Annotated in this window: 19 protein-coding genes; 12 read left to right on the top strand and 7 right to left on the bottom strand. The window is 72.2% G+C overall.

What is annotated here, in order from left to right; translation table 11 throughout:
• Positions 1-483: an Lrp/AsnC family transcriptional regulator gene (locus M8H82_RS13535; RefSeq protein WP_250073876.1), complete on the bottom strand. Its 483-nt coding sequence runs from the start codon at positions 481-483 to the stop codon at positions 1-3.
• A gap of 190 nt (positions 484-673) precedes the next feature.
• Between M8H82_RS13535 and pdhA (M8H82_RS13530) the strand changes: the two genes are divergently transcribed.
• The 6 genes from pdhA (M8H82_RS13530) to M8H82_RS13505 are packed head-to-tail and all read left to right on the top strand — an operon-like array spanning position 674 to position 7,575.
• Positions 674-1,804 carry a pyruvate dehydrogenase (acetyl-transferring) E1 component subunit alpha gene (gene pdhA / locus M8H82_RS13530; protein ID WP_250073491.1) on the top strand — a complete coding sequence of 377 codons (1,131 nt, stop codon included), beginning with the start codon at positions 674-676 and terminating at the stop codon, positions 1,802-1,804.
• Complete coding sequence (locus M8H82_RS13525) at positions 1,801-2,805, top strand: alpha-ketoacid dehydrogenase subunit beta (RefSeq protein WP_250073489.1); 1,005 nt, start codon at positions 1,801-1,803, stop codon at positions 2,803-2,805. The genes pdhA (M8H82_RS13530) and M8H82_RS13525 overlap by 4 nt, the downstream gene beginning before the upstream one ends.
• On the top strand, positions 2,805-4,163 hold the full coding sequence (locus tag M8H82_RS13520) for a dihydrolipoamide acetyltransferase family protein (RefSeq protein WP_250073487.1): 1,359 nt from the start codon (positions 2,805-2,807) through the stop codon (positions 4,161-4,163). The genes M8H82_RS13525 and M8H82_RS13520 overlap by 1 nt, the downstream gene beginning before the upstream one ends.
• Positions 4,164-4,217: 54 nt before the next feature.
• Entirely contained in the window at positions 4,218-5,129 is a 912-nt protein-coding gene (locus M8H82_RS13515; RefSeq protein WP_250073486.1) for an NTP transferase domain-containing protein, read from the top strand.
• Positions 5,126-6,481 carry a molybdopterin molybdotransferase MoeA gene (locus tag M8H82_RS13510; protein WP_250073484.1) on the top strand — a complete coding sequence of 452 codons (1,356 nt, stop codon included), beginning with the start codon at positions 5,126-5,128 and terminating at the stop codon, positions 6,479-6,481. The genes M8H82_RS13515 and M8H82_RS13510 overlap by 4 nt, the downstream gene beginning before the upstream one ends.
• Positions 6,469-7,575: a potassium channel family protein gene (locus tag M8H82_RS13505; protein ID WP_250073482.1), complete on the top strand. Its 1,107-nt coding sequence runs from the start codon at positions 6,469-6,471 to the stop codon at positions 7,573-7,575. Before M8H82_RS13510 ends, M8H82_RS13505 begins: the two co-directional genes overlap by 13 nt.
• 14 nt (positions 7,576-7,589) lie before the next feature.
• Here the strand turns inward: M8H82_RS13505 and M8H82_RS13500 are convergent, their stop codons facing one another.
• Positions 7,590-8,438 (bottom strand): ABC transporter permease, encoded by an 849-nt coding sequence (locus M8H82_RS13500; protein ID WP_250073480.1) that lies wholly within the window; start codon positions 8,436-8,438, stop codon positions 7,590-7,592.
• Entirely contained in the window at positions 8,435-9,433 is a 999-nt protein-coding gene (locus tag M8H82_RS13495) for an ATP-binding cassette domain-containing protein (protein ID WP_250073478.1), read from the bottom strand. Before M8H82_RS13495 ends, M8H82_RS13500 begins: the two co-directional genes overlap by 4 nt.
• A gap of 150 nt (positions 9,434-9,583) precedes the next feature.
• Between M8H82_RS13495 and M8H82_RS13490 the strand changes: the two genes are divergently transcribed.
• On the top strand, positions 9,584-10,564 hold the full coding sequence (locus M8H82_RS13490) for an NAD(P)H-quinone oxidoreductase (protein ID WP_250073475.1): 981 nt from the start codon (positions 9,584-9,586) through the stop codon (positions 10,562-10,564).
• A gap of 18 nt (positions 10,565-10,582) precedes the next feature.
• On the opposite strand, the gene M8H82_RS13485 is transcribed toward M8H82_RS13490, so the two are convergent.
• Positions 10,583-10,972 carry a hypothetical protein gene (locus M8H82_RS13485; protein WP_250073473.1) on the bottom strand — a complete coding sequence of 130 codons (390 nt, stop codon included), beginning with the start codon at positions 10,970-10,972 and terminating at the stop codon, positions 10,583-10,585.
• A 143-nt stretch (positions 10,973-11,115) separates the two neighbouring features.
• Between M8H82_RS13485 and M8H82_RS13480 the strand changes: the two genes are divergently transcribed.
• Complete coding sequence (locus tag M8H82_RS13480; protein WP_250073471.1) at positions 11,116-11,655, top strand: bacterial proteasome activator family protein; 540 nt, start codon at positions 11,116-11,118, stop codon at positions 11,653-11,655.
• Between the two features lie 22 nt (positions 11,656-11,677).
• Here M8H82_RS13480 and M8H82_RS13475 read toward each other — a convergent pair whose 3' ends face one another.
• Positions 11,678-13,291, bottom strand: a complete 1,614-nt coding sequence (locus M8H82_RS13475) for a protein kinase (protein WP_250073468.1) — start codon at positions 13,289-13,291, stop codon at positions 11,678-11,680.
• Between the two features lie 343 nt (positions 13,292-13,634).
• On the opposite strand from M8H82_RS13475, the gene M8H82_RS13470 reads away from it, so the two are divergent.
• Positions 13,635-15,212 carry a protein kinase gene (locus M8H82_RS13470; RefSeq protein ID WP_374211657.1) on the top strand — a complete coding sequence of 526 codons (1,578 nt, stop codon included), beginning with the start codon at positions 13,635-13,637 and terminating at the stop codon, positions 15,210-15,212.
• 20 nt (positions 15,213-15,232) lie between these two features.
• Here the strand turns inward: M8H82_RS13470 and M8H82_RS13465 are convergent, their stop codons facing one another.
• A complete protein-coding gene (locus M8H82_RS13465) occupies positions 15,233-16,231 on the bottom strand; it encodes a phosphotransferase (RefSeq protein ID WP_250073466.1) in 999 nt (332 codons plus the stop codon).
• A 553-nt stretch (positions 16,232-16,784) separates the two neighbouring features.
• Between M8H82_RS13465 and pdhA (M8H82_RS13460) the strand changes: the two genes are divergently transcribed.
• From pdhA (M8H82_RS13460) to M8H82_RS13450, 3 genes are read left to right on the top strand one after another with little or no spacing between them, the layout of a single operon-like run.
• The gene (gene pdhA, locus M8H82_RS13460) at positions 16,785-17,945 is read left to right on the top strand and encodes a pyruvate dehydrogenase (acetyl-transferring) E1 component subunit alpha (protein WP_250073463.1); all 1,161 of its coding nucleotides are present in this window, start codon (positions 16,785-16,787) and stop codon (positions 17,943-17,945) included.
• Position 17,946: 1 nt separating this feature from the next.
• Entirely contained in the window at positions 17,947-18,924 is a 978-nt protein-coding gene (locus tag M8H82_RS13455; protein ID WP_250073461.1) for an alpha-ketoacid dehydrogenase subunit beta, read from the top strand.
• Positions 18,925-18,934: 10 nt separating this feature from the next.
• Positions 18,935-20,320 carry a dihydrolipoamide acetyltransferase family protein gene (locus tag M8H82_RS13450; protein ID WP_250073460.1) on the top strand — a complete coding sequence of 462 codons (1,386 nt, stop codon included), beginning with the start codon at positions 18,935-18,937 and terminating at the stop codon, positions 20,318-20,320.
• 60 nt (positions 20,321-20,380) lie between these two features.
• Here the strand turns inward: M8H82_RS13450 and M8H82_RS13445 are convergent, their stop codons facing one another.
• A complete protein-coding gene (locus M8H82_RS13445) occupies positions 20,381-21,319 on the bottom strand; it encodes a serine hydrolase (protein ID WP_250073457.1) in 939 nt (312 codons plus the stop codon).
• Positions 21,320-21,321 lie beyond the last annotated feature (2 nt).

Genomic DNA, 21,321 nt, shown 5'->3' with positions numbered 1-21,321 from the left:
TCAGCCCTGCGGCTCCAGGTCCTCCTCCTCGAACACCAGCAGGGTGCGGGTGCTGAGCACCTCGGGGATGGCCTGGAGCCGGGTGAGCACCAGTTCGCGCAGCGCCCGGTTGTCGGGCGTGTGCACCAGCAGCAGGACGTCGAAGTCGCCCCCCACCAGCGCGATGTGGGAGGCCCCGGGCAGCTCCCTGAGCTGCTCGCGCACCGTGCGCCAGCTGTTCTGCACGATCTTCAGGGTGATGTACGCCGACGTCCCGTGCCCCGCGCGCTCATGGTCGACGCGGGCGCCGAAGCCCCGGATGACGCCGTCCTCGATGAGGCGGTTGATGCGCGCGTAGGCGTTGGCCCGCGAGACGTGCACCCGTTCGGCGACGGACCGTATCGAGGCGCGGCCGTCCGCCTGGAGCATCTGCAGGATGTCCTGATCGATGGCGTCGAGGGGCCGCGGCGGCGGCAGGGCGGGACCCTCGGGGCCCTCGGCCATTTGTTCAGGTGCCATGTCCCCCCGCCTTCCTGCCGTGGACGTCCTGCGTTCATTGCAGGCTGTGGAGAACCGTTTGTCCACAGCCTGGCGGCGCCTGTAGCCAAAATGTGCCGACGACCGAACAATCGGTAGGTGAGGCGGGTCACAGCCGACGCGCCTCCCGTAGCCACTCCCACGAGGAGGTGCCGTCATGACGGTCATGGAGCAGCGGGGCGCGTACCGGCCATCGCCGCCGCCCGCCTGGCAGCCCCGCACCGACCCCGCGCCGCTGCTGCCCGACGCGGAGCCCTACCGCGTCCTCGGCACGGAAGCGGCGGACCGGGTTGACCCCGGTCTGCTACGCCGCCTGTACGCCGAACTGGTGCGCGGCCGTCGGTACAACACCCAGGCCACCGCCCTGACCAAGCAGGGCCGGCTCGCCGTCTACCCGTCCAGCACCGGCCAGGAGGCCTGCGAGGTCGCCGCCGCGCTCGCCCTCGAGGAGCGCGACTGGCTCTTCCCGAGCTACCGCGACACCCTCGCCGCCGTCGCCCGCGGAGTGGACCCCGTCCAGGCGCTCACGCTGCTGCGCGGCGACTGGCACACCGGCTACGACCCCCGCGAGCACCGCGTCGCCCCCCTGAGCACGCCGCTCGCCACCCAGCTCCCGCACGCCGTCGGCCTCGCCCACGCCGCCCGCCTCAAGGGCGACGACGTGGTCGCGCTCGCCCTGGTCGGCGACGGCGGCACCAGCGAGGGCGACTTCCACGAGGCGCTCAACTTCGCCGCCGTGTGGCAGGCGCCGGTCGTCTTCCTGGTCCAGAACAACGGCTTCGCCATCTCCGTCCCGCTCGCCAAGCAGACCGCGGCCCCGTCGCTGGCCCACAAGGCCGTCGGCTACGGCATCCCCGGCCGGCTGGTGGACGGCAACGACGCCGCCGCCGTGCACGAGGTGCTCTCCGACGCGGTGCGCCACGCGCGGGCCGGCGGCGGCCCCACCCTCATCGAGGCGGTCACCTACCGGATCGACGCCCACACCAACGCCGACGACGCCACCCGCTACCGCGGTGACTCCGAGGTCGAGACCTGGCGCGGACACGACCCGATCACCCTGCTGGAGCACGAGCTGACCGAGCGCGGCCTGCTCGACGAGGCCGGCAAGCAGGCCGCGCGGGACGCCGCCGAGGCGATGGCCGCCGACCTGCGCGACCGCATGAACCAGGACCCGCAGCTCGACCCCCGGGACCTGTTCGCCCATGTGTACGCCGAGCCCACACCGCAACTGCGCGAACAGCAGGCACAGCTGCAGGCCGAGCTGGACGCCGAGGGGGACCTGGGATGACCACCGTCGCGGTGAAGCCCGCCACCATGGCACAGGCCCTCACGCGCGCGATGCGCGACGCCATGGCGGACGACCCGTCCGTGCACGTCATGGGCGAGGACGTCGGCACCCTCGGCGGTGTCTTCCGGGTCACCGACGGACTCGCCAAGGAGTTCGGCGAGGACCGCTGCACCGACACCCCGCTCGCCGAGGCCGGCATCCTCGGCACCGCGGTCGGCATGGCCATGTACGGCCTGCGCCCGGTCGTGGAGATGCAGTTCGACGCCTTCGCCTACCCGGCGTTCGAGCAGCTGATCAGCCATGTCGCGAAGATGCGCAACCGCACCCGCGGCGCCATGCCCCTGCCCCTGACCATCCGCGTGCCCTACGGCGGCGGCATCGGCGGCGTCGAGCACCACAGCGACTCCTCCGAGGCGTACTACATGGCGACCCCGGGGCTCCATGTCGTCACCCCCGCCACCGTCGCCGACGCCTACGGCCTGCTGCGCGCCTCCATTGCCTCCGACGACCCGGTCGTCTTCCTGGAGCCCAAGCGCCTGTACTGGTCGAAGGACTCCTGGAACCCCGAGGAGCCGCAGAGCGTTGAACCGATCGGCCGCGCGGTGGTGCGGCGCTCGGGCCGGAGCGCCACGCTCATCACGTACGGTCCGTCCGTTCCCGTCTGCCTCGAAGCCGCCGAGGCGGCCCGGGAGGAGGGGTGGGACCTCGAAGTCGTCGACCTGCGCTCGCTGGTGCCGTTCGACGACGACACGGTCTGCGCCTCGGTCCGGCGGACCGGGCGAGCGGTCGTCGTGCACGAGTCGGGCGGGTTCGGCGGCCCGGGAGGGGAGATCGCGGCCCGCGTCACGGAGCGCTGCTTCCACCACCTGGAGGCGCCGGTGCTCCGGGTGGCCGGGTTCGACATCCCCTACCCGCCGCCGATGCTGGAGCGTCACCACCTGCCCGGCGTGGACCGGATCCTGGACGCCGTGGGGCGTCTGCAATGGGAGGCCGAGAGCTGATGGCACAGGTGTTGGAGTTCAAGCTTCCCGACCTCGGGGAGGGGCTCACCGAGGCGGAGATCGTGCGCTGGCTGGTCCAGGTCGGCGATGTCGTCGCCGTCGACCAGCCGGTCGTCGAGGTCGAGACGGCCAAGGCGATGGTCGACGTCCCCTGCCCCTACGCCGGCGTGGTCACCGCCCGCTTCGGCGAGGAGGGCACGGAGCTTCCGGTGGGGGCACCGCTGATCACGGTCGCCGTCGGTGCGGACGCCTCCGGCGACGCGGCCGAGGGGTCGGGCAATGTGCTGGTGGGCTACGGCACCTCCGAGGCCCCCGCGCGGCGCAGGCGGGTCCGCCCGGCCCAGCCGGCGCCCACCGGCCCCGCGCCGGCCGCCGCGGCGGCGGCGAACGGCCAGGGCCCCGCGCGTGCCGCGGCCCCCGCCCCGGCACAGGCCCAAGAAGCCGCTCCCGAGGCCGCCCCCGAGGTCACCGACGGTCCCGTCCCCGTGATCTCCCCCCTGGTCCGCCGCCTCGCCCGCGAGAACGGCCTCGACCTGCGGGAGCTCACAGGCTCCGGTCCCGACGGACTGATCCTGCGCGCCGACGTGGAGTACGCCCTGCGTGCTGCCGCCGCCGCCCAGGGACGCACCGCCCCGGCACCCGCCCCCGCGGTCACCGCCGCCACCCCCGGCACGACCCGCACCCCCCTCAAGGGCGTCCGCGGTGCCGTGGCCGACAAGCTCTCCCGCAGCCGGCGCGAGATCCCCGACGCCACCTGCTGGGTGGACGCCGACGCGACCGAACTGATGCGCGCCCGCGCCGCCATGAACGCCGCGGGGGGACCGAAGATCTCCCTGCTGGCCCTGCTCGCCCGGATCTGCACCGCCGCCCTCGCCCGGTTCCCCGAGCTCAACTCCAGCGTGGACACCGAGGCCAGGGAGGTCGTCCGGTTCGACCACGTCCACCTCGGCTTCGCCGCGCAGACCGAGCGGGGCCTGGTCGTCCCGGTCGTCCGGGACGCCCACGCGCGCGACGCCGAATCGCTGACCGCCGAGTTCGCCCGGCTCACCGAGTCGGCCCGCACCGGCGCCCTGACCCCCGGGGAACTCACCGGCGGCACCTTCACGCTGAACAACTACGGCGTGTTCGGCGTCGACGGCTCCACCCCGATCATCAACCACCCCGAGGCCGCGATGCTCGGCGTCGGCCGGATCATCCCCAAGCCGTGGGTGCACCAGGGCGAGCTGGCGGTGCGTCAGGTCGTGCAGCTCTCGCTCACCTTCGACCACCGGGTCTGCGACGGCGGCACCGCGGGCGGCTTCCTGCGCCATGTGGCGGACTGCGTGGAACAGCCGGCGGTCCTGCTGCGCACCCTGTGATCGCGGGGCCGCCCCCGCATTCCCTGTGATCGGCGCGGCACGCATACTCAGGGGGTGACCGCGTACGAGCCCCCGGTCGACCCGGGTTCCGAGGTGTACGACGCCGTCGTGCTCGCCGGGGGTGCGGCCCGGCGGCTCGGCGGCGCCGACAAGCCCGGCCTGAGCGTCGGCGGGCGCCCGCTGCTCGACCGGGTGCTCGCCGCCTGCGCCGGCGCGCGCACCACCGTCGTCGTCGCCGACCCCAGACCCACCGCACGCCCGGTGACCTGGGCCCGCGAGGACCCGCCCGGCGGCGGCCCGCTCGCCGCCCTCGCCGCCGGCCTGCGCCCCACCACGGCGGACCTCGTCGTCGTGCTCTCCGCCGATCTGCCCTTCCTCGACGAGGGCACGGTCCGGCGGCTGCCGGCCGCCCTGCGGGACAGCACCGACGACGGGGTCCTGCTCACCGACGCCGACGGCCGCGACCAGTTCCTCGTCGCCGCGTACCGGGCGCCGGTGCTGCGCGAGGGGCTCGCCGCGCTTTCCACGGAGCACGGCGGCCTCACCGGCCTGCCCCTGCGGCGGCTCACCGCCGGGCTCCGCCTCAGCCGCGTCCCCGACCCCGTCGCGTCCTTCGACTGCGACACCTGGGACGACATCGCCACCGCCAGGGCACGGATCAGGGAGCATGGGCACGTGTTGGATGAATGGATTTCCGCAGTCAAGGACGAGCTGGGCATCGACCTCGACGTCGACACCAAGGTCCTGCTGGACCTCGCCCGCGACGCCGCCCACGGCGTGGCGCGTCCCGCGGCGCCGCTGACCACCTTCCTCGTCGGCTACGCGGCGGCACGGGCCGAGGGCGGCCCCGAGGCGGTCGCCGAGGCCGCCCGCAAGGCCGTGGACCTCGCCGCGCGCTGGGCGGCGGAGCAGACCCCGGGCGCCACCGCCGACGCGGAACCCCACTCCACCCCGGACGCCGGATGACCGCCCGCAGCGTCCGGGACGAGGACGCCGAGGACCTCGACGTCGAGGAGGTACTGGCGCTCGTGAAGGAGAACCGCCCCACCGGCGATCACACCCCCGCCCCGCGCCCCCGGCCCGACAGCGCCCCGCGGCCCCCGGCCGAGCACCACCGGGCCACCCCCTGGCCCGAGGCCCGCGCCCTCGCGGCCCACGCGGGCCGCCGCCCCGGCGCCCGCCGCGCCCCCGTCTCCGTCCCGCTCGACGAGGCCCTCGGCCTCACCCTGGCCGCCCCCCTCACCGCCCTCACCGACCTGCCCTCCTTCGACACCTCCGCCATGGACGGCTGGGCGGTCGCCGGACCGGGCCCGTGGGCCGTACGGGAGAGCGGCGTCCTCGCCGGACACGCGGCGCCCGCCCCGCTCACCGACGGCGAGGCCGCCCGGATCGCCACCGGCGCCCGGATCCCCCCGGACACCACCGCCGTACTGCGCAGCGAACACGGCCGCACCGACGACAAGGGCCACCTGCACGCCGGCCGCGACCTCCCGCACGGCCACGACATCCGGCCCCGCGGCCAGGAGTGCCGCTCCGGCGACCACCTCCTCGCCGTCGGCACCCTGGTGACCCCGGCCGTCCTGGGCCTCGCCGCCGCGGCGGGCTACGACACCGTCACCGCCCTGCCCCGCCCGAGCGTGGAAGTGCTCGTCCTGGGCGACGAGCTGCTCACCGAGGGGCTGCCGCACGACGGGCTGATCCGGGACGCGCTCGGCCCGATGCTGCCGCCCTGGCTGCGCGCGCTCGGCGCCGAGGTCACCACCGTGCGCCGGCTCGGCGACGACGCCGAGGCGCTGCACAAGGCCATCGCCTACTCCGAGGCCGAGCTGATCGTCACCACCGGCGGCACCGCCTCCGGCCCCGTGGACCACGTCCACCCCACCCTGCGCCGCCTGGGCGCCGAACTCCTGGTCGACAGCGTCAAGGTGCGCCCCGGCCACCCCATGCTGCTGGCCCGCACCAAGGAGAGCCAGCACCTGGTCGGCCTGCCCGGCAATCCCCTCGCGGCCGTCTCCGGCCTGCTGACGCTCGCCGAGCCCCTGCTGCGCGCCCTCACGGCCCGCCCCGCCCCCGAGCCGTACACACTGCCCCTGCGGGACGCGGCACACGGGCATCCGTACGACACCCGGCTCGTGCCGGTCGTGCTGCGCGGCGACCACGCCGTGCCGCTGCACTACAACGGCCCGGCGATGCTGCGGGGCATCGCGGGCGCCGACGCGCTGGCCGTCGTACCGCCGGGCGGGACCGCGGCCGGTGCGGAGGCGGAACTGCTGGACCTGCCGTGGGCGTCCGCCGGGATCGGGGTGTGTTTCACGTGAAACTTCCGGGCCAGGACGCCATCGCGCGCCAGCCGGACGAGCACCTGGTGACCCACCGGGTGAAGCTGCCGAAGAAGGTGGTGGAGCACCCGTTCCGCCAGGTCGCCAAGCGGGTGATCATGGCGCTGACACTGCTGGTGGTCTGCGCGCTCATCGTCTACATCGAACGCGACGGCTACACCGACAACTCCGACGGCAGCGTCGACTTCCTCGACGCCTTCTACTACGCGACCGTCACCCTCTCCACCACGGGCTACGGCGACATCACGCCGGTCAGCGACACCGCCCGGCTCACCAACATCCTTGTCATCACGCCCATGCGTGTGCTGTTCCTGATCATCCTGGTCGGCACCACGCTGGAGGTCCTCACCGAACGCACCCGGGAGGAATGGCGTCTGAACCGCTGGAGGTCCGCCTTGCGCGACCACACCGTCGTCGTCGGCTTCGGGACCAAGGGGCGCTCGGCGATCCAGACCGTCTGCGCGACGGGGCTGAAGAAGGAGCAAGTGGTGGTGGTCGACCCCTCAAGCAAGGTGATCGACGCCGCGACCGCCGAGGGCTACGCGGGGATCGTCGGGGACGCCACCCGCAGCGATGTGCTGAGGCGGGCCGAGGTGCACAAGGCCCGGAAAATCATCATTGCCACCCAGCGCGACGACACCGCCGTACTGGTCACGCTCACGGCCCGCCAGCTCAACCGCGGGGCGAAGATCGTGGCCGCGGTCCGCGAGGAGGAGAACGCCCCGCTGCTCAAGCAGTCCGGCGCCGACGCGGTCATCACCAGCGCCAGCGCGGCCGGACGGCTGCTCGGCCTGTCGGTGCTCAGCCCGGCGGCCGGCATGGTGATGGAGGACCTGATCCAGCAGGGCAGCGGGCTCGACCTCATCGAGCGGCCGGTCATAAAGGCCGAGGTCGGCAAGGGCCCCCGAGAGACGTCCGACCTGGTGGTGAGCGTCGTACGCGGGCACCGGGTGCTCGGATACGACGACCCGGCCGTCGGCACCCTGGAGGCGACGGACCGGGTCATCACCATCGTCCGGGCCACGCCGAGCGTCCAGATCGCACCCGACGTCCGCCCGATCCCCCAGGACTGATTCCCCAGGACTGACTACTTGCGGTTGTACAGCCGCATCGTGATCGGCCCGAAGACCAGCACGAACAGCCCGGCCCACCCCAGCGACCAGGCGATCTCGTCGGCCGGCCAGTCACCCGCCATCAACTCCCGCACCGCGGAGGACAGGTGGGTGATGGGGCTGTTGTTGACGAACGCCTGCAACCAGCCCGGCATGGTCTTCGGGTCGACGAAGATGTTGGACAGGAAGGTCAGCGGGAACATCACCATCATGCTGACGCCCATCACCGACTTCTCGGTGCGCAGCAGCAGCCCGAACATCGTCCAGATCCACGAGAACGCGAACGAGAACACGATCAGCAGGGCGATCCCGGCCAGCACGCCCGGGACGCCGCCGTCCGGCCGGTAGCCGAGGATCATGCCGACGGTGAGCATCACCAACGACGCGATGGTGTAGCGCAGGGCGTCCCCGAGCAGATAGCCGACCATCGTCGACGGCCGCCAGATGGGCAGCGACCGGAACCGGTCGAAGACGCCCTTCTCGATGTCGGTGTTGACCGAGACACCGGTGTACATGGTGATCATCACGACCGACATCACCATGATCCCCGGCAGCAGGAACTGGATGTACTCCTTCGGGGACCCGGCCAGGGCGCCCCCGAACAGGTACGTGTACATCAGCACCATCATGATCGGGAACGCGGTGACGTCGAAGAGCTGCTCCGGCACGTGCTTGATCTTCAGCATCGCCCGCCAGCCGAAGGTCAGCGAGGCCGACAGCGCGCTCGGCCGGGGCGGACGTTCACCGGTCACCAGCAGCGCGGCGAGCGACTCGGTGCTGACCGGGGCGAGTTCCTTGGCGTCAGGGGTCGTCGCGGTGCTCATGCCGCCACCTCGTCCTTGGTGTCGTGGCTGGTGTCGTGTCCGGTGAGGGCGAGGAAGACCTCGTCCAGGCTGGGCTGGCCCAGCGAGAAGTTGTCGACGGTGACGCCGCTGCGGGACAGTTCGGCGAGGGCCCGCGAGGCCTGCTCCGCCGCGTTGTCCCCCCGCGCGCCGCCGAGCCGGGCCGTCAGCGCCACCGGATCGGGCTCCAGCTGGACGTCCGCGTCCAGCGTGAGCCGCAGCACCCGCTCCGCCTCCGGCCGCTGCCCGGGATCCCGCAGCCGCAGATGGACGGATCCGGCGCCGACGGACGCCTTCAGCTCGCCCTTGGTGCCCTCGGCGATCACCTTGCCGTGGTCGATGACCGCGATCCGCGAGGCCAGCTGGTCGGCCTCGTCCAGGTACTGCGTGGTCAGCAGCACGGTGGTGCCCTGGGCGACCACCGCCCGCACGATGTCCCACACCTGGTTGCGGCTGCGCGGGTCGAGCCCGGTCGTCGGCTCGTCGAGGAAGAGCAGATCGGGCGTGTTCAGAATGGACGCGGCGATGTCGATACGGCGCCGCATGCCGCCCGAGTAGTGCTTGACCTGCTTGCCGGCCGCCTCCGTCAGCCCGAAGGCCTCCAGCAGCTGTTCGCTGCGTCGGCGGGCGGCCTGCTTGGCGTGGCCGAGGAGCCGGCCCAGCAGCACCAGGTTCTCGGTGCCGGTGAGGTCCTCGTCGACGGAGGCGTACTGGCCGGTCAGGCTGACCCGGCCGCGCACCTCGTCGGCCTCGCGCACGACGTCGTGGCCGAAGACATGGGCCTGGCCGCCGTCGGGGCGCAGGAGGGTGGCGAGCATCTTCACGGTGGTGGTCTTTCCGGCGCCGTTCGGGCCGAGGACGCCGTAGACGGTGCCGGCCGGTACCGACAGGTCGACGCCGTCGACGGCCCTGGTCTCGCCGAACGTCTTCACCAGGCCCGCCGTCTCGATGGCCAGGGCTGACGTGTGCTGGCTCATGGTGGGATGTCCTTCCGCGTACACGGGTTTACGCAGGGAAAGACCTTCACCGTCGCGCAAACTCATCGGTTGCGCACAGGGTTTTTCGGGGGAACCGGTCCAAGTACCGAGGCGGGATGGGACCAGGGACCGAGGAGTAGCGTCGCCCTCATGCATGCGATCACGATTGACGAACCCGGCGGGCCCGAGGCGCTGGTCTGGGCCGAGGTACCGGATCCGGCGCCCGGAGAGGGCGAGGTCCTGGTCGAGGTGGCGGCGAGCGCCGTGAACCGGGCCGACATCCTCCAGCGGCAGGGCTTCTACGACCCGCCGCCCGGCACGTCCCCCTACCCGGGCCTGGAGTGCTCGGGGCGGATCGCCGAGATCGGCCCCGGTGTCTCCGGCTGGACCGTGGGCGACGAGGTGTGCGGACTGCTCGGGGGCGGTGGCTACGCCGAGAAGGTCGTCGTCCCGGCCGGGCAGCTGCTGCCCGTGCCCCGGGGCGTCGGCCTGGTGCGGGCGGCGGCACTGCCCGAGGTGGTCTGCACGGTCTGGTCGAACGTGTTCATGATCGCCCATCTGCGACCGGGCGAGACGCTGCTGGTGCACGGTGGCTCCAGCGGCATCGGCACGATGGCGATCCAGCTCGCCAAGGCCGTCGGCGCGAAGGTCGCGGTCACCGCCGGCACCCGGGAGAAGCTGGACCGGTGCGCCGAGCTGGGCGCGGACATCCTGGTCAACTACCGGGAGCAGGACTTCGTGGAGGAGGTCAGGAAGGCCACCGACGGGGCCGGCGCCGACGTCATCCTCGACAACATGGGCGCCAAGTACCTGGACCGCAACGTCCGCGCCCTCGCGGTCAACGGCCGCCTGGCGATCATCGGCATGCAGGGCGGCATCAAGGGCGAGCTGAACATCGCCACCCTGCTGGGCAAGCGGGCCGCGGTCACCGCGACCTCGCTGCGGGCCCGCCCGCTGACCGAGAAGACGTCGATCGTGGCGGCCGTACGCGAGCACGTGTGGCCGTTGGTGGACGGCGGTCATGTGCGCCCGGTGGTCGACCGGGAGGTCCCGATGCGGGACGCGGCGGACGCGCACCGGATCGTGGAGGAGAGCGGGCACGTCGGCAAGGTGCTGCTCGTCACGGAGTAGGCGCACCGGCCGGCCGGGTCAGTCCGGCCGTCTGAGCCGCAGCCCCAGGAAGGCCAGCCCGAGGCCGAGCCCGATCAGCACCAGGCCGCTGCCCAGCGGCAGCACCTGGAAGACGGGCTCGGCCCGTACGACGTCCTGCCCGGCCGGCACGGGGGAGCCGACCGCCTCCGCCGGAGCCGCCCGGGAGGGCTCGGCCGGGGGCGTCTCCTCCTCCGGCACGGCCACCCACTGGCGCCCGGGCCGCTCGCGCCCCTGCCCGGCCGCGCTCCCGGCCCAGGAGGGCGAGGGGGAGGCCGACACGGACGCCGACGGCGTGGCCTCCTCGCCGTACGCCACCGGGCACCCCCAGCCCGCCACCAGGGCGACGGCCAGTGCCGTCGCCCGTACTGTCCGCAGCCATCGAGTCACGGCATAAGCCTCACACCGACTGCCGTGTCGGGCATGCCGGACTCCGCCACCGGGTGACGGAAAGTCCCCGTACGTAAACGGTGGATCACCTGTCGTGGGGGGCACCACGCTGAGGAGATGTCGGGGTGCGAGAGAATGGCGGCATGGAGATGCCGAGGAACGAACGGTCGCCGGAGAATCCGCAGATCCTGGTCGTGGGCCAGGACGGGATGGCCATCGGTGGCGGAGGCGACGAGGACTCCCGCGAGGTTCCCGTGACGGAGATGGTCGAACAGCCGGCGAAGGTCATGCGGATCGGCAGCATGATCAAGCAGCTGCTGGAGGAGGTCCGCGTGGCCCCGCTCGACGAGGCCAGCCGGGTCCGGCTCAAGGAGATCCATGCCAGCTCGGTGAAGGAGCTGGAGGACGGCCTGGCCCCGGAGCTGGTCGAGGAACTGGAGCGGCTGTCCCTGCCGTTCACCGACGAGGCGACCCCGTCCGACGCGGAACTGCGCATCGCGCAGGCCCAGTTGGTCGGCTGGCTGGAGGGCCTCTTCCACGGCATCCAGACCACGCTGTTCGCCCAGCAGATGGCGGCCCGCGCCCAACTGGAGCAGATGCGCCGGGCCCTGCCCCCGGGCGTCGGCCACGAGGGCGAGGACCAGAACCACCCGGGCGGCCGCTCGGGCGGGCCCTACCTGTAACGACGAGGAGCGGGCAGCCCGGTCACGCCGGGTTGCCCGTGGAGACGTCGAACTGGAAGATCCCCGGGTCCTCGGGGTCGATGTCCGTGCCCGCGGCCGGGAACTGCTTCATCACCGTGCCGTCGCCCCAGGTGGACTCGTCGACGTCCCGGGTGTCGGCCGACCACCCGGCGGCCTTCAGGCACTTCTTCACCGAGTCGATGTTCTTGAAGACGAAGTTGGGCATCTCCACCTTCTCGGGGTCGTTGTACGACTCCACCGGCTCGCTGCATGCCTCCGGGTCGACCGTCCGGCTCGGGTCCGGGCCGCGGTAGCCCTCCGCCGTCGTCGCCGACGGGCTGGGGCTCGTTCCGCCCTTGTCGTCCTTCGTGCCCCCGCCGCTCAGCGTCAGCGCGGCGACCAGACCGCCCACCGCGAGCACGGACACCACGATCGAGCCGATGATCACCGGCTTGTTGTTCCGGCCCCCGCCCCCGGAACCGGACGCGGCCGGCTGCGGGGTGATGTTGTACGGCGGCGGCGTAGCGCCGTAGCCGGCGGGCGCCGGGGTCTGGTAGCCGGGCTGCTGCGGATAGCCGTAGGACGGAGCCGGCGTGGGCGCCCCGTACGGGTTCGGCGTCGGGGCCGGCTGGTACGGGGTGTGGACCGGGCCCGTGGGCGCCGGCGTCGACTGGTCGACCGGCGGGAACACGGCGGACCCGACGCCCGAGCCGCTGGCGGCCGGTGTGCCCGGCACGATGCTCGGCGCGGCGGCGTGGAAGGAGGACGCCACCCGCAGGCACTCGTCGCGCATGGCCTCGGCGCTGGGGAAACGCTCGTTGGGGTTCTTCTTCAGCGCGCGGGCCACCAGCGCGTCCACGGCCGGCGGCAGCGAGCGGTTGACGGACGAGGGAGCCACCGGCTCCTCCTGCACATGCGCGTACGCGATCGCCAGCGGCGAGTCCGCGTCGAACGGCAGCCGCCCGGTGACCAGCTGGAAGAGCATGATGCCGACCGAGTACAGGTCGGAGCGCGCGTCCACACCCCGGCCGAGCGCCTGCTCGGGGGAGAGGTACTGCGGGGTGCCGACGACCATGCCGGTCTGGGTCATCGAGGTGACGCCGGACTGCATGGCGCGGGCGATGCCGAAGTCCATGACCTTGACGATGCCGCGCTTGGTCATCATCACGTTGCCGGGCTTGATGTCCCGGTGGACCAGCCCCATCTCGTGGCTGATCTCCAGCGCCGCCAGCACATCCGCGGTGATCTTGAGCGCCTTGTCGGCGGGCATCGCGCCGTACTGGCGTACGTCCTCGTCGAGCACCGAGCCGAGCGGGCGGCCCTCGATGTACTCCATGACGATGTATGGGGTCGTCAGCCCGTCGACATCGTCCTCGCCGGTGTCGAAGACCGAGACGATGTTGGTGTGCGTGAGCTTGGCCACGGCCTGGGCCTCGCGGCGGAAGCGCTCGCGGAAGGCCTGCTCGCGGCCGAGCTCGGTGTGCAGCGTCTTGACCGCGACCTGGCGGTCCAGCACCGCGTCGTAGGCCAGGTGCACCGAGGCCATGCCGCCTTCGCCGAGCAAGTCGCGCAGCTGATAGCGGCCGGCCGCCAGCGCCCGTCCCGCATACCGCCCCTGTGCGCCGTCCTGGCTCATGTCTCCGCGTCCCCCATAGCCCGTTGGCCCGGCGTTTGTCGACGATCCGTCGATGATCGAAAGTGCTATTCCCGGCCAAGTCTGCCCCAGGGCACTGACACGTCAAGCTCGGTGCCCGATCCGTGACCGTACGCGAAAGAAGCGTCGCGCAAGCGTTACAGCGGCCGTACGGCCGGTACACAGAATTTGCACGACGGACCGGCCAACGGGTTTCATGGCCGGTCCGTCACGGACCGGCCGCTGGTCCGTCCCGGACCGGCGGCTTGCGCGGAGGCTGTAGCGTGGCCGACGGAGACCGTAACAACACCGCGCGCACCGCGGGCAGAAACGACGGCGAGGACTGATGGCACAGCAGCGCGCTCAGGGCCCGTCCGACCCCGAGGCGGCTGGCGGCGGTATGTCAGATGCGCCGGAGCTGTGGGGTAACGGCGGGCTGGTCGGCGACGGCCGGTACCGGCTCACCCGCAGACTCGGCCGGGGCGGCATGGCCGAGGTCTTCGCGGCCGAGGACGTCCGGCTGGGACGCACCGTCGCGGTCAAGCTGCTGCGCGCCGACCTCGCCGAGGACCCGGTCTCCAAGGCCCGCTTCACTCGCGAGGCACAGTCGGTGGCCGGCCTCAACCACCACGCCATCGTCGCCGTGTACGACTCCGGCGAGGACTTCGTGGGCGGCCAGAGCGTGCCGTACATCGTCATGGAGCTGGTCGAGGGCCGCACCATCCGCGACCTCCTCCTCAACGCCGAGGCGCCCGGGCCCGAGCAGGCGCTGATCATCGTCTCCGGTGTGCTGGAGGCGCTCGCCTACTCCCACCAGCACGGCATCGTGCACCGCGACATCAAGCCGGCGAACGTCATCATCACCAACAACGGCGCCGTCAAGGTCATGGACTTCGGCATCGCCCGCGCCCTGCACGGGGCGTCCACGACGATGACCCAGACCGGCATGGTCATGGGCACGCCCCAGTACCTCTCGCCCGAGCAGGCGCTCGGCAAGGCGGTCGACCACCGCTCCGACCTGTACGCGACGGGCTGCCTCCTCTACGAACTCCTCGCGCTGCGGCCCCCGTTCACCGGCGAGACCCCGCTCTCGGTGGTCTACCAGCACGTCCAGGACATCCCGACGCCCCCCTCCGAGGCTTCCGACGCCTGTCCGCCGGAGCTGGACGGCCTGGTCATGCGCTCCCTCGCCAAGGAGCCGGACGACCGCTTCCAGACCGCCGAGGAGATGCGCGGCCTGGTCCAGTACGGCCTGCAGATGCTCTACGACCAGGGCGGCCACACCGGTACCTGGAACACCGGGCCGGTCGATCTGCACGACGGCCGGCACACCCCTGCGGCGGGCTTCGCGCAGACCGCGGTGATGGGCCACTCCGGCGCGGACGCCTCCGGTACCACGGCGATCGCGGCGCCGGTCCTGGCCGGCGGCCGGTACGGCGGCGGTGACGACGGCGGCTTCGAAGGACAGGGCAACAGGGGCAGCGGCCGGGGCAAGCTGTGGATCCTCGCCGTTCTCGCGGTGATCGCCATCGCGGCGGGCGTGGCCCTGGCGCTCAACGGCGACGACGGCAAGGGCGGCGGCACGGACACCACCAAGTCGCCGACCGCCACGCAGTCCAAGGACGACGAGACGGCCAGCGAGGAGCCGACCGACGAGGCGACCGAGGAGCCCACTGACACGGCCACCGACGACAGCTCGGGCACCGACGGCGGCTCCAACTGGACCCCGTCCCCGGAGCCTTCGGTCACCCCGTCGCCGACGGAGCCGGAGCCCACGGACGAGCCGACCACCACGGAGCCGACCGACGAGCCGACGACCGCGGAGCCGACCGACGAGCCCACGGAGGAGCCGACGGACGAGCCCACCGACGAGGTCATCGGGGGCACCACCGACGGCGGCACCGACGGCGGCGCCGAAGGCTGACGGCCCGTGGCCCCGGGGCGTCACGCCACGAACGCGTCGCACACCGTGTCGTACTCCCGGGTCCACCACACCGCCAGTGCCGAGGCGGCCGGGAACTGCGCGTCCGCGCGGGTGTCGCCGCGCTCGTAGTGCCAGCGCAGCATCCAGAAGTCGTTCAGGCGCTCCCACCACACCCGGTGCACGGCCGCCGCGAGCTCGGAGGGCGTGGCGCCCGCCGCGCGCCGGTACGCGCGCGTGTAGGCCCGTACCTTCGGCAGGTCCAGCGTGCCGACGGGCCGCACGAAGAAGATCGCGGCGGCCCGTACCGCCTCCTCCGCGCGCGGCTGCATCCCCAGCCGGTCCCAGTCGACGATCGCGGCGGGGGCGTCGCCCCGGTAGAGCACGTTGAACGGGTGGAAGTCCCCGTGCACCCAGCCCACCGAGCCGCCGCGCGGCGGACGCCGGCCGGCGTGCCGTTCCAGCAGCGCCCGCCGTTCCAGCAGCCGGTGGCGGGCCAGCCCGTCGAAGGAGTCGGCGGGCCGGTGCCGGCGCACCCGGGCGAGCAGGTCCTCGATGAGGGCGACGGTGTCCTCGGGGTCGGCGCTCACCGCGGGCGCCGCCCGGCCCTCCGGCGGCATCACGCGCTCCAGACCCGCGTGCACCGCCCCGAGCAGCGCCCCGAGCCGGGCGCACTGCCCCGGGGCGAGCTGGCCGCCGTGCCGGTGCCGGCCGTCGATCCAGGGGTGCAGGGCGTAGGCGTGGCCGCCGATCACCGCGACGGTACGGCCGTCCCGGCCCGGCAGCGGCGGCGCGACCGGGACGCCGAGGCCGGCCAGGCGCTGGGTGGCCCGGTGCTGGCGGGCGATGGCGGCGGGGTCGGCGGTCTCGGGGTCGAAGTGGTGCTTGAGGAAGTACCGGCCGCGGGTCGTGCGCAGCCGGTAGCCGCGGTTGAGCAGCCCTTGGTCGACGGGGACACAGGTGACGGCACCGCCGGCGGCGTACTGGCGGAGCAGTGCGCCCAGCGGGGGCGCGGGATGCACAAGGGGTGGTACACAAGGGCGCGGCACGCGCCAGATGCTAGGGCACCGAACGGGCGCGTGAGCTGGGCGTTGTCACAGAACGTCAGTGACAGTCGCTTTCGGTCACGCGGCGCTTCAGAAGTGGCGTTCCAGGATCTCCGCGCCCGCCGAATTGCCGAAATGCGCACGATCGCAGGGGCGGCCGTAGCGGACCCCCGGCGGGAATACCCGGATTTCTCCGGCTTCGCCCGGCGGGAAGTCAACGGCACAAACTCTTCCTCTGAGCTGGGTGCGCGGGATAACGTGCCGTTGCTCCGGCCTCCTGCAAGGCTGTGACCAGTACTCTTCGAGCCCCTCGCGATTTACTTGGAAATCCAAGCAAAATCGCAGGTCAAACGGGGTTTCACAGAAATGTGGAGCACTGGGTAACGTGATGGTTGCAGGGCGCTCGCCGGGGCACCTGTCACGCCTGTTCCGGCCGAGTGACACCCACCCCGTGCACGGGTGTCGGACCAGGTGAGCCGCACTGGTTTCACCGGCAACCCCGGGGGACCGGACCGACGGAGGAGCACACGTGACCGTGGAGAGCACTGCCGCGCGCAAGCCGCGACGCAGCGCCGGGACCAAGAAGTCCCCGAGCCCCAAGCCCGAGCTGGTTCAGCTGCTGACCCCCGAGGGCAAGCGCGTCAAGAACGCGGAGAACGCGATGTACGACAAGTACGTCGCCGACCTCACCCCCGAAGACCTGCGCGGTCTCTACCGCGACATGGTGCTCACCCGCCGTTTCGACGCCGAGGCCACCTCCCTGCAGCGCCAGGGTGAGCTGGGCCTGTGGGCCTCGCTGCTCGGCCAGGAGGCCGCCCAGATCGGTTCGGGCCGCGCCACCCGCGAGGACGACTACGTCTTCCCGACCTACCGCGAGCACGGCGTCGCCTGGTGCCGCGGGGTCGACCCGGCCAATCTGCTCGGCATGTTCCGCGGCGTGAACAACGGCGGCTGGGACCCCAACAGCAACAACTTCCAGCTGTACACGATCGTCATCGGCTCGCAGACCCTGCACGCCACCGGCTACGCCATGGGCATCGCCAAGGACGGGGCGGACAGCGCGGTGATCGCCTACTTCGGCGACGGCGCCTCCAGCCAGGGCGATGTCGCGGAATCGTTCACCTTCTCGGCCGTCTACAACGCGCCGGTGGTGTTCTTCTGCCAGAACAACCAGTGGGCGATCTCCGAGCCGACCGAGAAGCAGACCCGCGTCCCGCTCTACCAGCGCGCGCAGGGCTACGGCTTCCCGGGCGTGCGGGTGGACGGCAACGACGTCCTGGCCTGCCTCGCGGTCACCAAGTGGGCCCTGGAGCGGGCCCGCAGCGGCGAGGGGCCGACGCTGGTGGAGGCGTACACCTACCGCATGGGCGCGCACACCACCTCCGACGACCCGACCCGCTACCGGGGCGACGAGGAGCGCCAGGCCTGGGAGGCCAAGGACCCGATCCTGCGCCTTCGCCAGTACCTGGAGTCGGAAAACCACGCGGACGAGGGATTCTTCGCGGAACTGGAGACCGAGTCCGAGGCGTTGGGCAGGCGAGTGCGCGAGGCGGTTCGTGCCATGCCGGACCCGGACCACCTCGCCATCTTCGAGAACGTGTACGCGGACGGGCATGCGCTCGTCGACGAGGAGCGAGCCCAGTTCGCCGCCTACCAGGCGTCGTTCGCGGACGCTGAAGGGGGCAAGTGACATGGCCGAGAAGATGGCTCTCGCCAAGGCGATCAACGAATCGCTGCGCAAGGCCCTGGAGGCCGACCCCAAGGTCCTCGTCATGGGCGAGGACGTCGGCAAGCTCGGCGGTGTCTTCCGGGTGACCGACGGACTGCAGAAGGACTTCGGCGAGGGCCGGGTCATCGACACCCCGCTCGCCGAGTCCGGCATCGTCGGCACCGCGATCGGCCTCGCGCTGCGCGGCTACCGCCCGGTGGTGGAGATCCAGTTCGACGGCTTCGTCTTCCCGGCCTACGACCAGATCGTCACCCAGCTCGCCAAGATGCACGCCCGCTCCCTGGGCAAGGTCAAGCTCCCGGTCGTCGTGCGCATCCCCTACGGCGGCGGCATCGGCGCGGTCGAGCACCACTCGGAGTCGCCCGAGGCGCTGTTCGCGCACGTGGCGGGCCTGAAGATCGTCTCCCCGTCGAACTCCTCCGACGCGTACTGGATGATGCAGCAGGCCATCCAGAGCGACGACCCGGTGATCTTCTTCGAGCCCAAGCGGCGCTACTGGGACAAGGCCGAGGTCAACACCGAGGCGATCCCCGGACCGCTGCACAAGGCGCAGGTCGTCCGCGCCGGCACCGACCTCACGCTGGCCGCCTACGGCCCGATGGTGAAGCTCTGCCAGGAGGTCGCCGACGCGGCCGCCGAGGAGGGCCGCTCCCTGGAGGTCCTGGACCTGCGCTCGGTGTCCCCGCTGGACTTCGACACCATCCAGGCCTCGGTGGAGAAGACCCGCCGCCTGGTCGTGGTCCACGAGGCGCCGGTGTTCTTCGGCTCCGGCGCGGAGATCGCCGCCCGCATCACCGAGCGCTGCTTCTACCACCTGGAGGCTCCGGTGCTCAGGGTCGGCGGCTATCACGCCCCGTACCCGCCGGCGCGCCTGGAGGAGGAGTACCTGCCGGGTCTGGACCGGGTGCTCGACGCCGTCGACCGTGCCCTGGCGTACTGAGGAGAGGGTCGTGACGACGATGACGGAAGCGTCCGTACGCGAGTTCAAGATGCCGGACGTCGGTGAGGGCCTCACCGAGGCGGAGATCCTCAAGTGGTACGTCCAGCCCGGTGACACGGTCACCGACGGCCAGGTGGTGTGCGAGGTCGAGACGGCCAAGGCCGCCGTCGAGCTGCCCATCCCCTACGACGGGGTGGTCCACGCGCTGCACTTCCCCGAGGGCACCACGGTGGACGTGGGCCAGTCGATCATCGCGGTCGACGTGTCGGGCGGTGCGGCGGCCGCCGAAGCCGCTGCGGAGCCCGCGCCGGAGTCCGCGCCGGAGAAGAAGCCCGAGGGCCGCAAGCCGGTCCTGGTCGGCTACGGCGTGGCCGAGTCCTCCACCAAGCGCCGCCCGCGCAAGGGCCCGACGGTCCCCGTCCAGGAGGCCGCGGTCCAGGTCGTGCAGGCGGTGCAGAGCGAGCTGAACGGCCACGGTCCCGCGGTGGTGAAGGAGCGCCCGCTGGCCAAGCCGCCGGTGCGCAAGCTCGCCAAGGACCTCGGGGTCGACCTCTCCACGGTGGTCCCGTCCGGCCCGGACGGCATCATCACCCGCGAGGACGTCCACGCGGCCGTGGCCCCGCCGAAGGCCCCGGAGCCCGCGACGGCCGCCCCCGCCCCCGCCCCCGCGGCGCCCGTGGCGGCGTACGACGGCGCGCGGGAGACCCGCATCCCGGTCAAGGGGGTCCGCAAGGCCACCGCGGCGGCGATGGTGGGCTCGGCGTTCACGGCCCCGCACGTCACGGAGTTCGTGACGGTGGACGTGACCCGCACGATGAAGCTGGTCGAGGAGCTGAGGCAGGACAAGGACATGCAGGGCCTGCGGGTCAACCCGCTCCTGCTGATCGCCAAGGCCCTGCTGGTCGCCATCAAGCGCAACCCGGACATCAACGCCTCCTGGGACGAGGCGAACCAGGAGATCGTGGTCAAGCACTACGTCAACCTGGGCATCGCCGCGGCCACCCCGCGCGGTCTGATCGTGCCGAACATCAAGGACGCGCACGACAAGACCCTGCCCCAGCTGGCCGCGTCCCTGGGCGAGCTGGTGGCCACGGCGCGGGACGGCAGGACGTCCCCCGCCGCGATGCAGGGCGGCACGGTGACCATCACCAACGTCGGCGTCTTCGGCGTCGACACCGGCACCCCGATCATCAACCCCGGCGAGGCCGCGATCCTCGCGGTCGGCGCGATCAAGCTCCAGCCGTGGGTCCACAAGGGCAAGGTCAAGCCCCGCCAGGTCACCACCCTGGCCCTCTCCTTCGACCACCGCCTGGTCGACGGCGAGCTGGGCTCGAAGGTGCTGGCCGACGTGGCGGCGGTCCTGGAGCAGCCCAAGCGGCTGATCACCTGGGCGTAGCACACGGGAAGGGGCCCGCCACGCGATCGTGGCGGGCCCCTTCCGGCTGTCGCGGGGGGATCAGTCCTGCTGGGCGCCGGACGGAAGCGTCCGCAGCTGCATCGTGGACGCCGTCGTCGAACCGAAGGCGTAGTCCATCAGCTTGGCCGCGTCCGTGAAGCGGTTGGTGTCGTTGAGGAGCACGCCCACCACCGTCTTGCCGTTGCGGGTGCCGGCGAAGACCAGGCACGGGCCGGACGGGGTGTTGGTGCCGGTCTTCACACCGAGCGCGCCGCTGTAGGAGCCGAGCAGCTTGTTGGTGTTGTACCAGGTGTAGGTGCGGGTGGCGCCGGTGCTCGACGTGGCGTACTGCACCGTCTTGGTCTTCTTGACGATGCCCGCGAACGTCGAGTACTTCATCGCGCTGCGGGTGAGCTTCGCGAGGTCGCGCGGCGTCGTGTAGTTGGTGTTCTGCGTGGAGTTGCCGTCGAACGAGTCGAAGTGCGTGTTCGTCAGGCCCAGCGCTTCGGCCTTCTTGTTCATCTTGGCGATGAAGTTCTTGGTGCGGGCGGCGACCGTGGTGCCGGTGCCGAACTTGTCGGCGAGGGCCATCGCGGCGTCGCAGCCGGACGGCAGCATCAGCGCGTGCAGCAGCTGGCGCACGGTGACCTTGTCGCCGGTCTTCAGGTCCGCGGTGCTCGCCTGCTTGGCGGCGACGTAGTCCCGGTACGCCTGCTTGACGGTGACCTTGGTGTCCAGATTCACGTCCGGGATGGCCAGCACCACACGGGCCGCCATGATCTTGGTGGTGCTCGCCATGGGCCGCTTGGTGTCGGCGGCCTTGCTGTACAGCGTGGAGCCGGTCGCGCTGTCGAGCATGAACGCGCCCTTGGCGGTGACCGTGGGTGCGGTCGCGGCCTGGGCGGGCGCAGCCAGGGCGCCGCCCGCGACCAGCGCGCCGGTGGTGGCCACGACGGCGGCGGTGCGGCGCAGACGTACGCCCTTGATGCCGGTTATCACTA

The sequence above is a fragment of the Streptomyces sp. YS415 genome (assembly GCF_023544665.1).
Taxonomy (GTDB): domain Bacteria; phylum Actinomycetota; class Actinomycetes; order Streptomycetales; family Streptomycetaceae; genus Streptomyces.
This window is presented reverse-complemented; position numbering and strand designations above follow the sequence as displayed.

What these genes read in the sequence shown, in the direction of transcription:
- M8H82_RS13525 (WP_250073489.1), top strand. Translation starts at nt 1,801, where the DNA reads ATGACCACCGTCGCGGTGAAGCCCGCCACCATGGCACAGGCCCTCACG.
- M8H82_RS13490 (WP_250073475.1), top strand. Translation starts at nt 9,584, where the DNA reads ATGCATGCGATCACGATTGACGAACCCGGCGGGCCCGAGGCGCTGGTC.
- M8H82_RS13500 (WP_250073480.1), bottom strand. Translation starts at nt 8,438, where the DNA reads ATGAGCACCGCGACGACCCCTGACGCCAAGGAACTCGCCCCGGTCAGC.
- M8H82_RS13470 (WP_374211657.1), top strand. Translation starts at nt 13,635, where the DNA reads ATGGCACAGCAGCGCGCTCAGGGCCCGTCCGACCCCGAGGCGGCTGGC.
- M8H82_RS13495 (WP_250073478.1), bottom strand. Translation starts at nt 9,433, where the DNA reads ATGAGCCAGCACACGTCAGCCCTGGCCATCGAGACGGCGGGCCTGGTG.
- M8H82_RS13475 (WP_250073468.1), bottom strand. Translation starts at nt 13,291, where the DNA reads ATGAGCCAGGACGGCGCACAGGGGCGGTATGCGGGACGGGCGCTGGCG.
- M8H82_RS13535 (WP_250073876.1), bottom strand. Translation starts at nt 483, where the DNA reads ATGGCCGAGGGCCCCGAGGGTCCCGCCCTGCCGCCGCCGCGGCCCCTC.
- M8H82_RS13480 (WP_250073471.1), top strand. Translation starts at nt 11,116, where the DNA reads ATGGAGATGCCGAGGAACGAACGGTCGCCGGAGAATCCGCAGATCCTG.
- pdhA (WP_250073491.1), top strand. Translation starts at nt 674, where the DNA reads ATGACGGTCATGGAGCAGCGGGGCGCGTACCGGCCATCGCCGCCGCCC.
- M8H82_RS13520 (WP_250073487.1), top strand. Translation starts at nt 2,805, where the DNA reads ATGGCACAGGTGTTGGAGTTCAAGCTTCCCGACCTCGGGGAGGGGCTC.
- M8H82_RS13510 (WP_250073484.1), top strand. Translation starts at nt 5,126, where the DNA reads ATGACCGCCCGCAGCGTCCGGGACGAGGACGCCGAGGACCTCGACGTC.
- M8H82_RS13455 (WP_250073461.1), top strand. Translation starts at nt 17,947, where the DNA reads ATGGCCGAGAAGATGGCTCTCGCCAAGGCGATCAACGAATCGCTGCGC.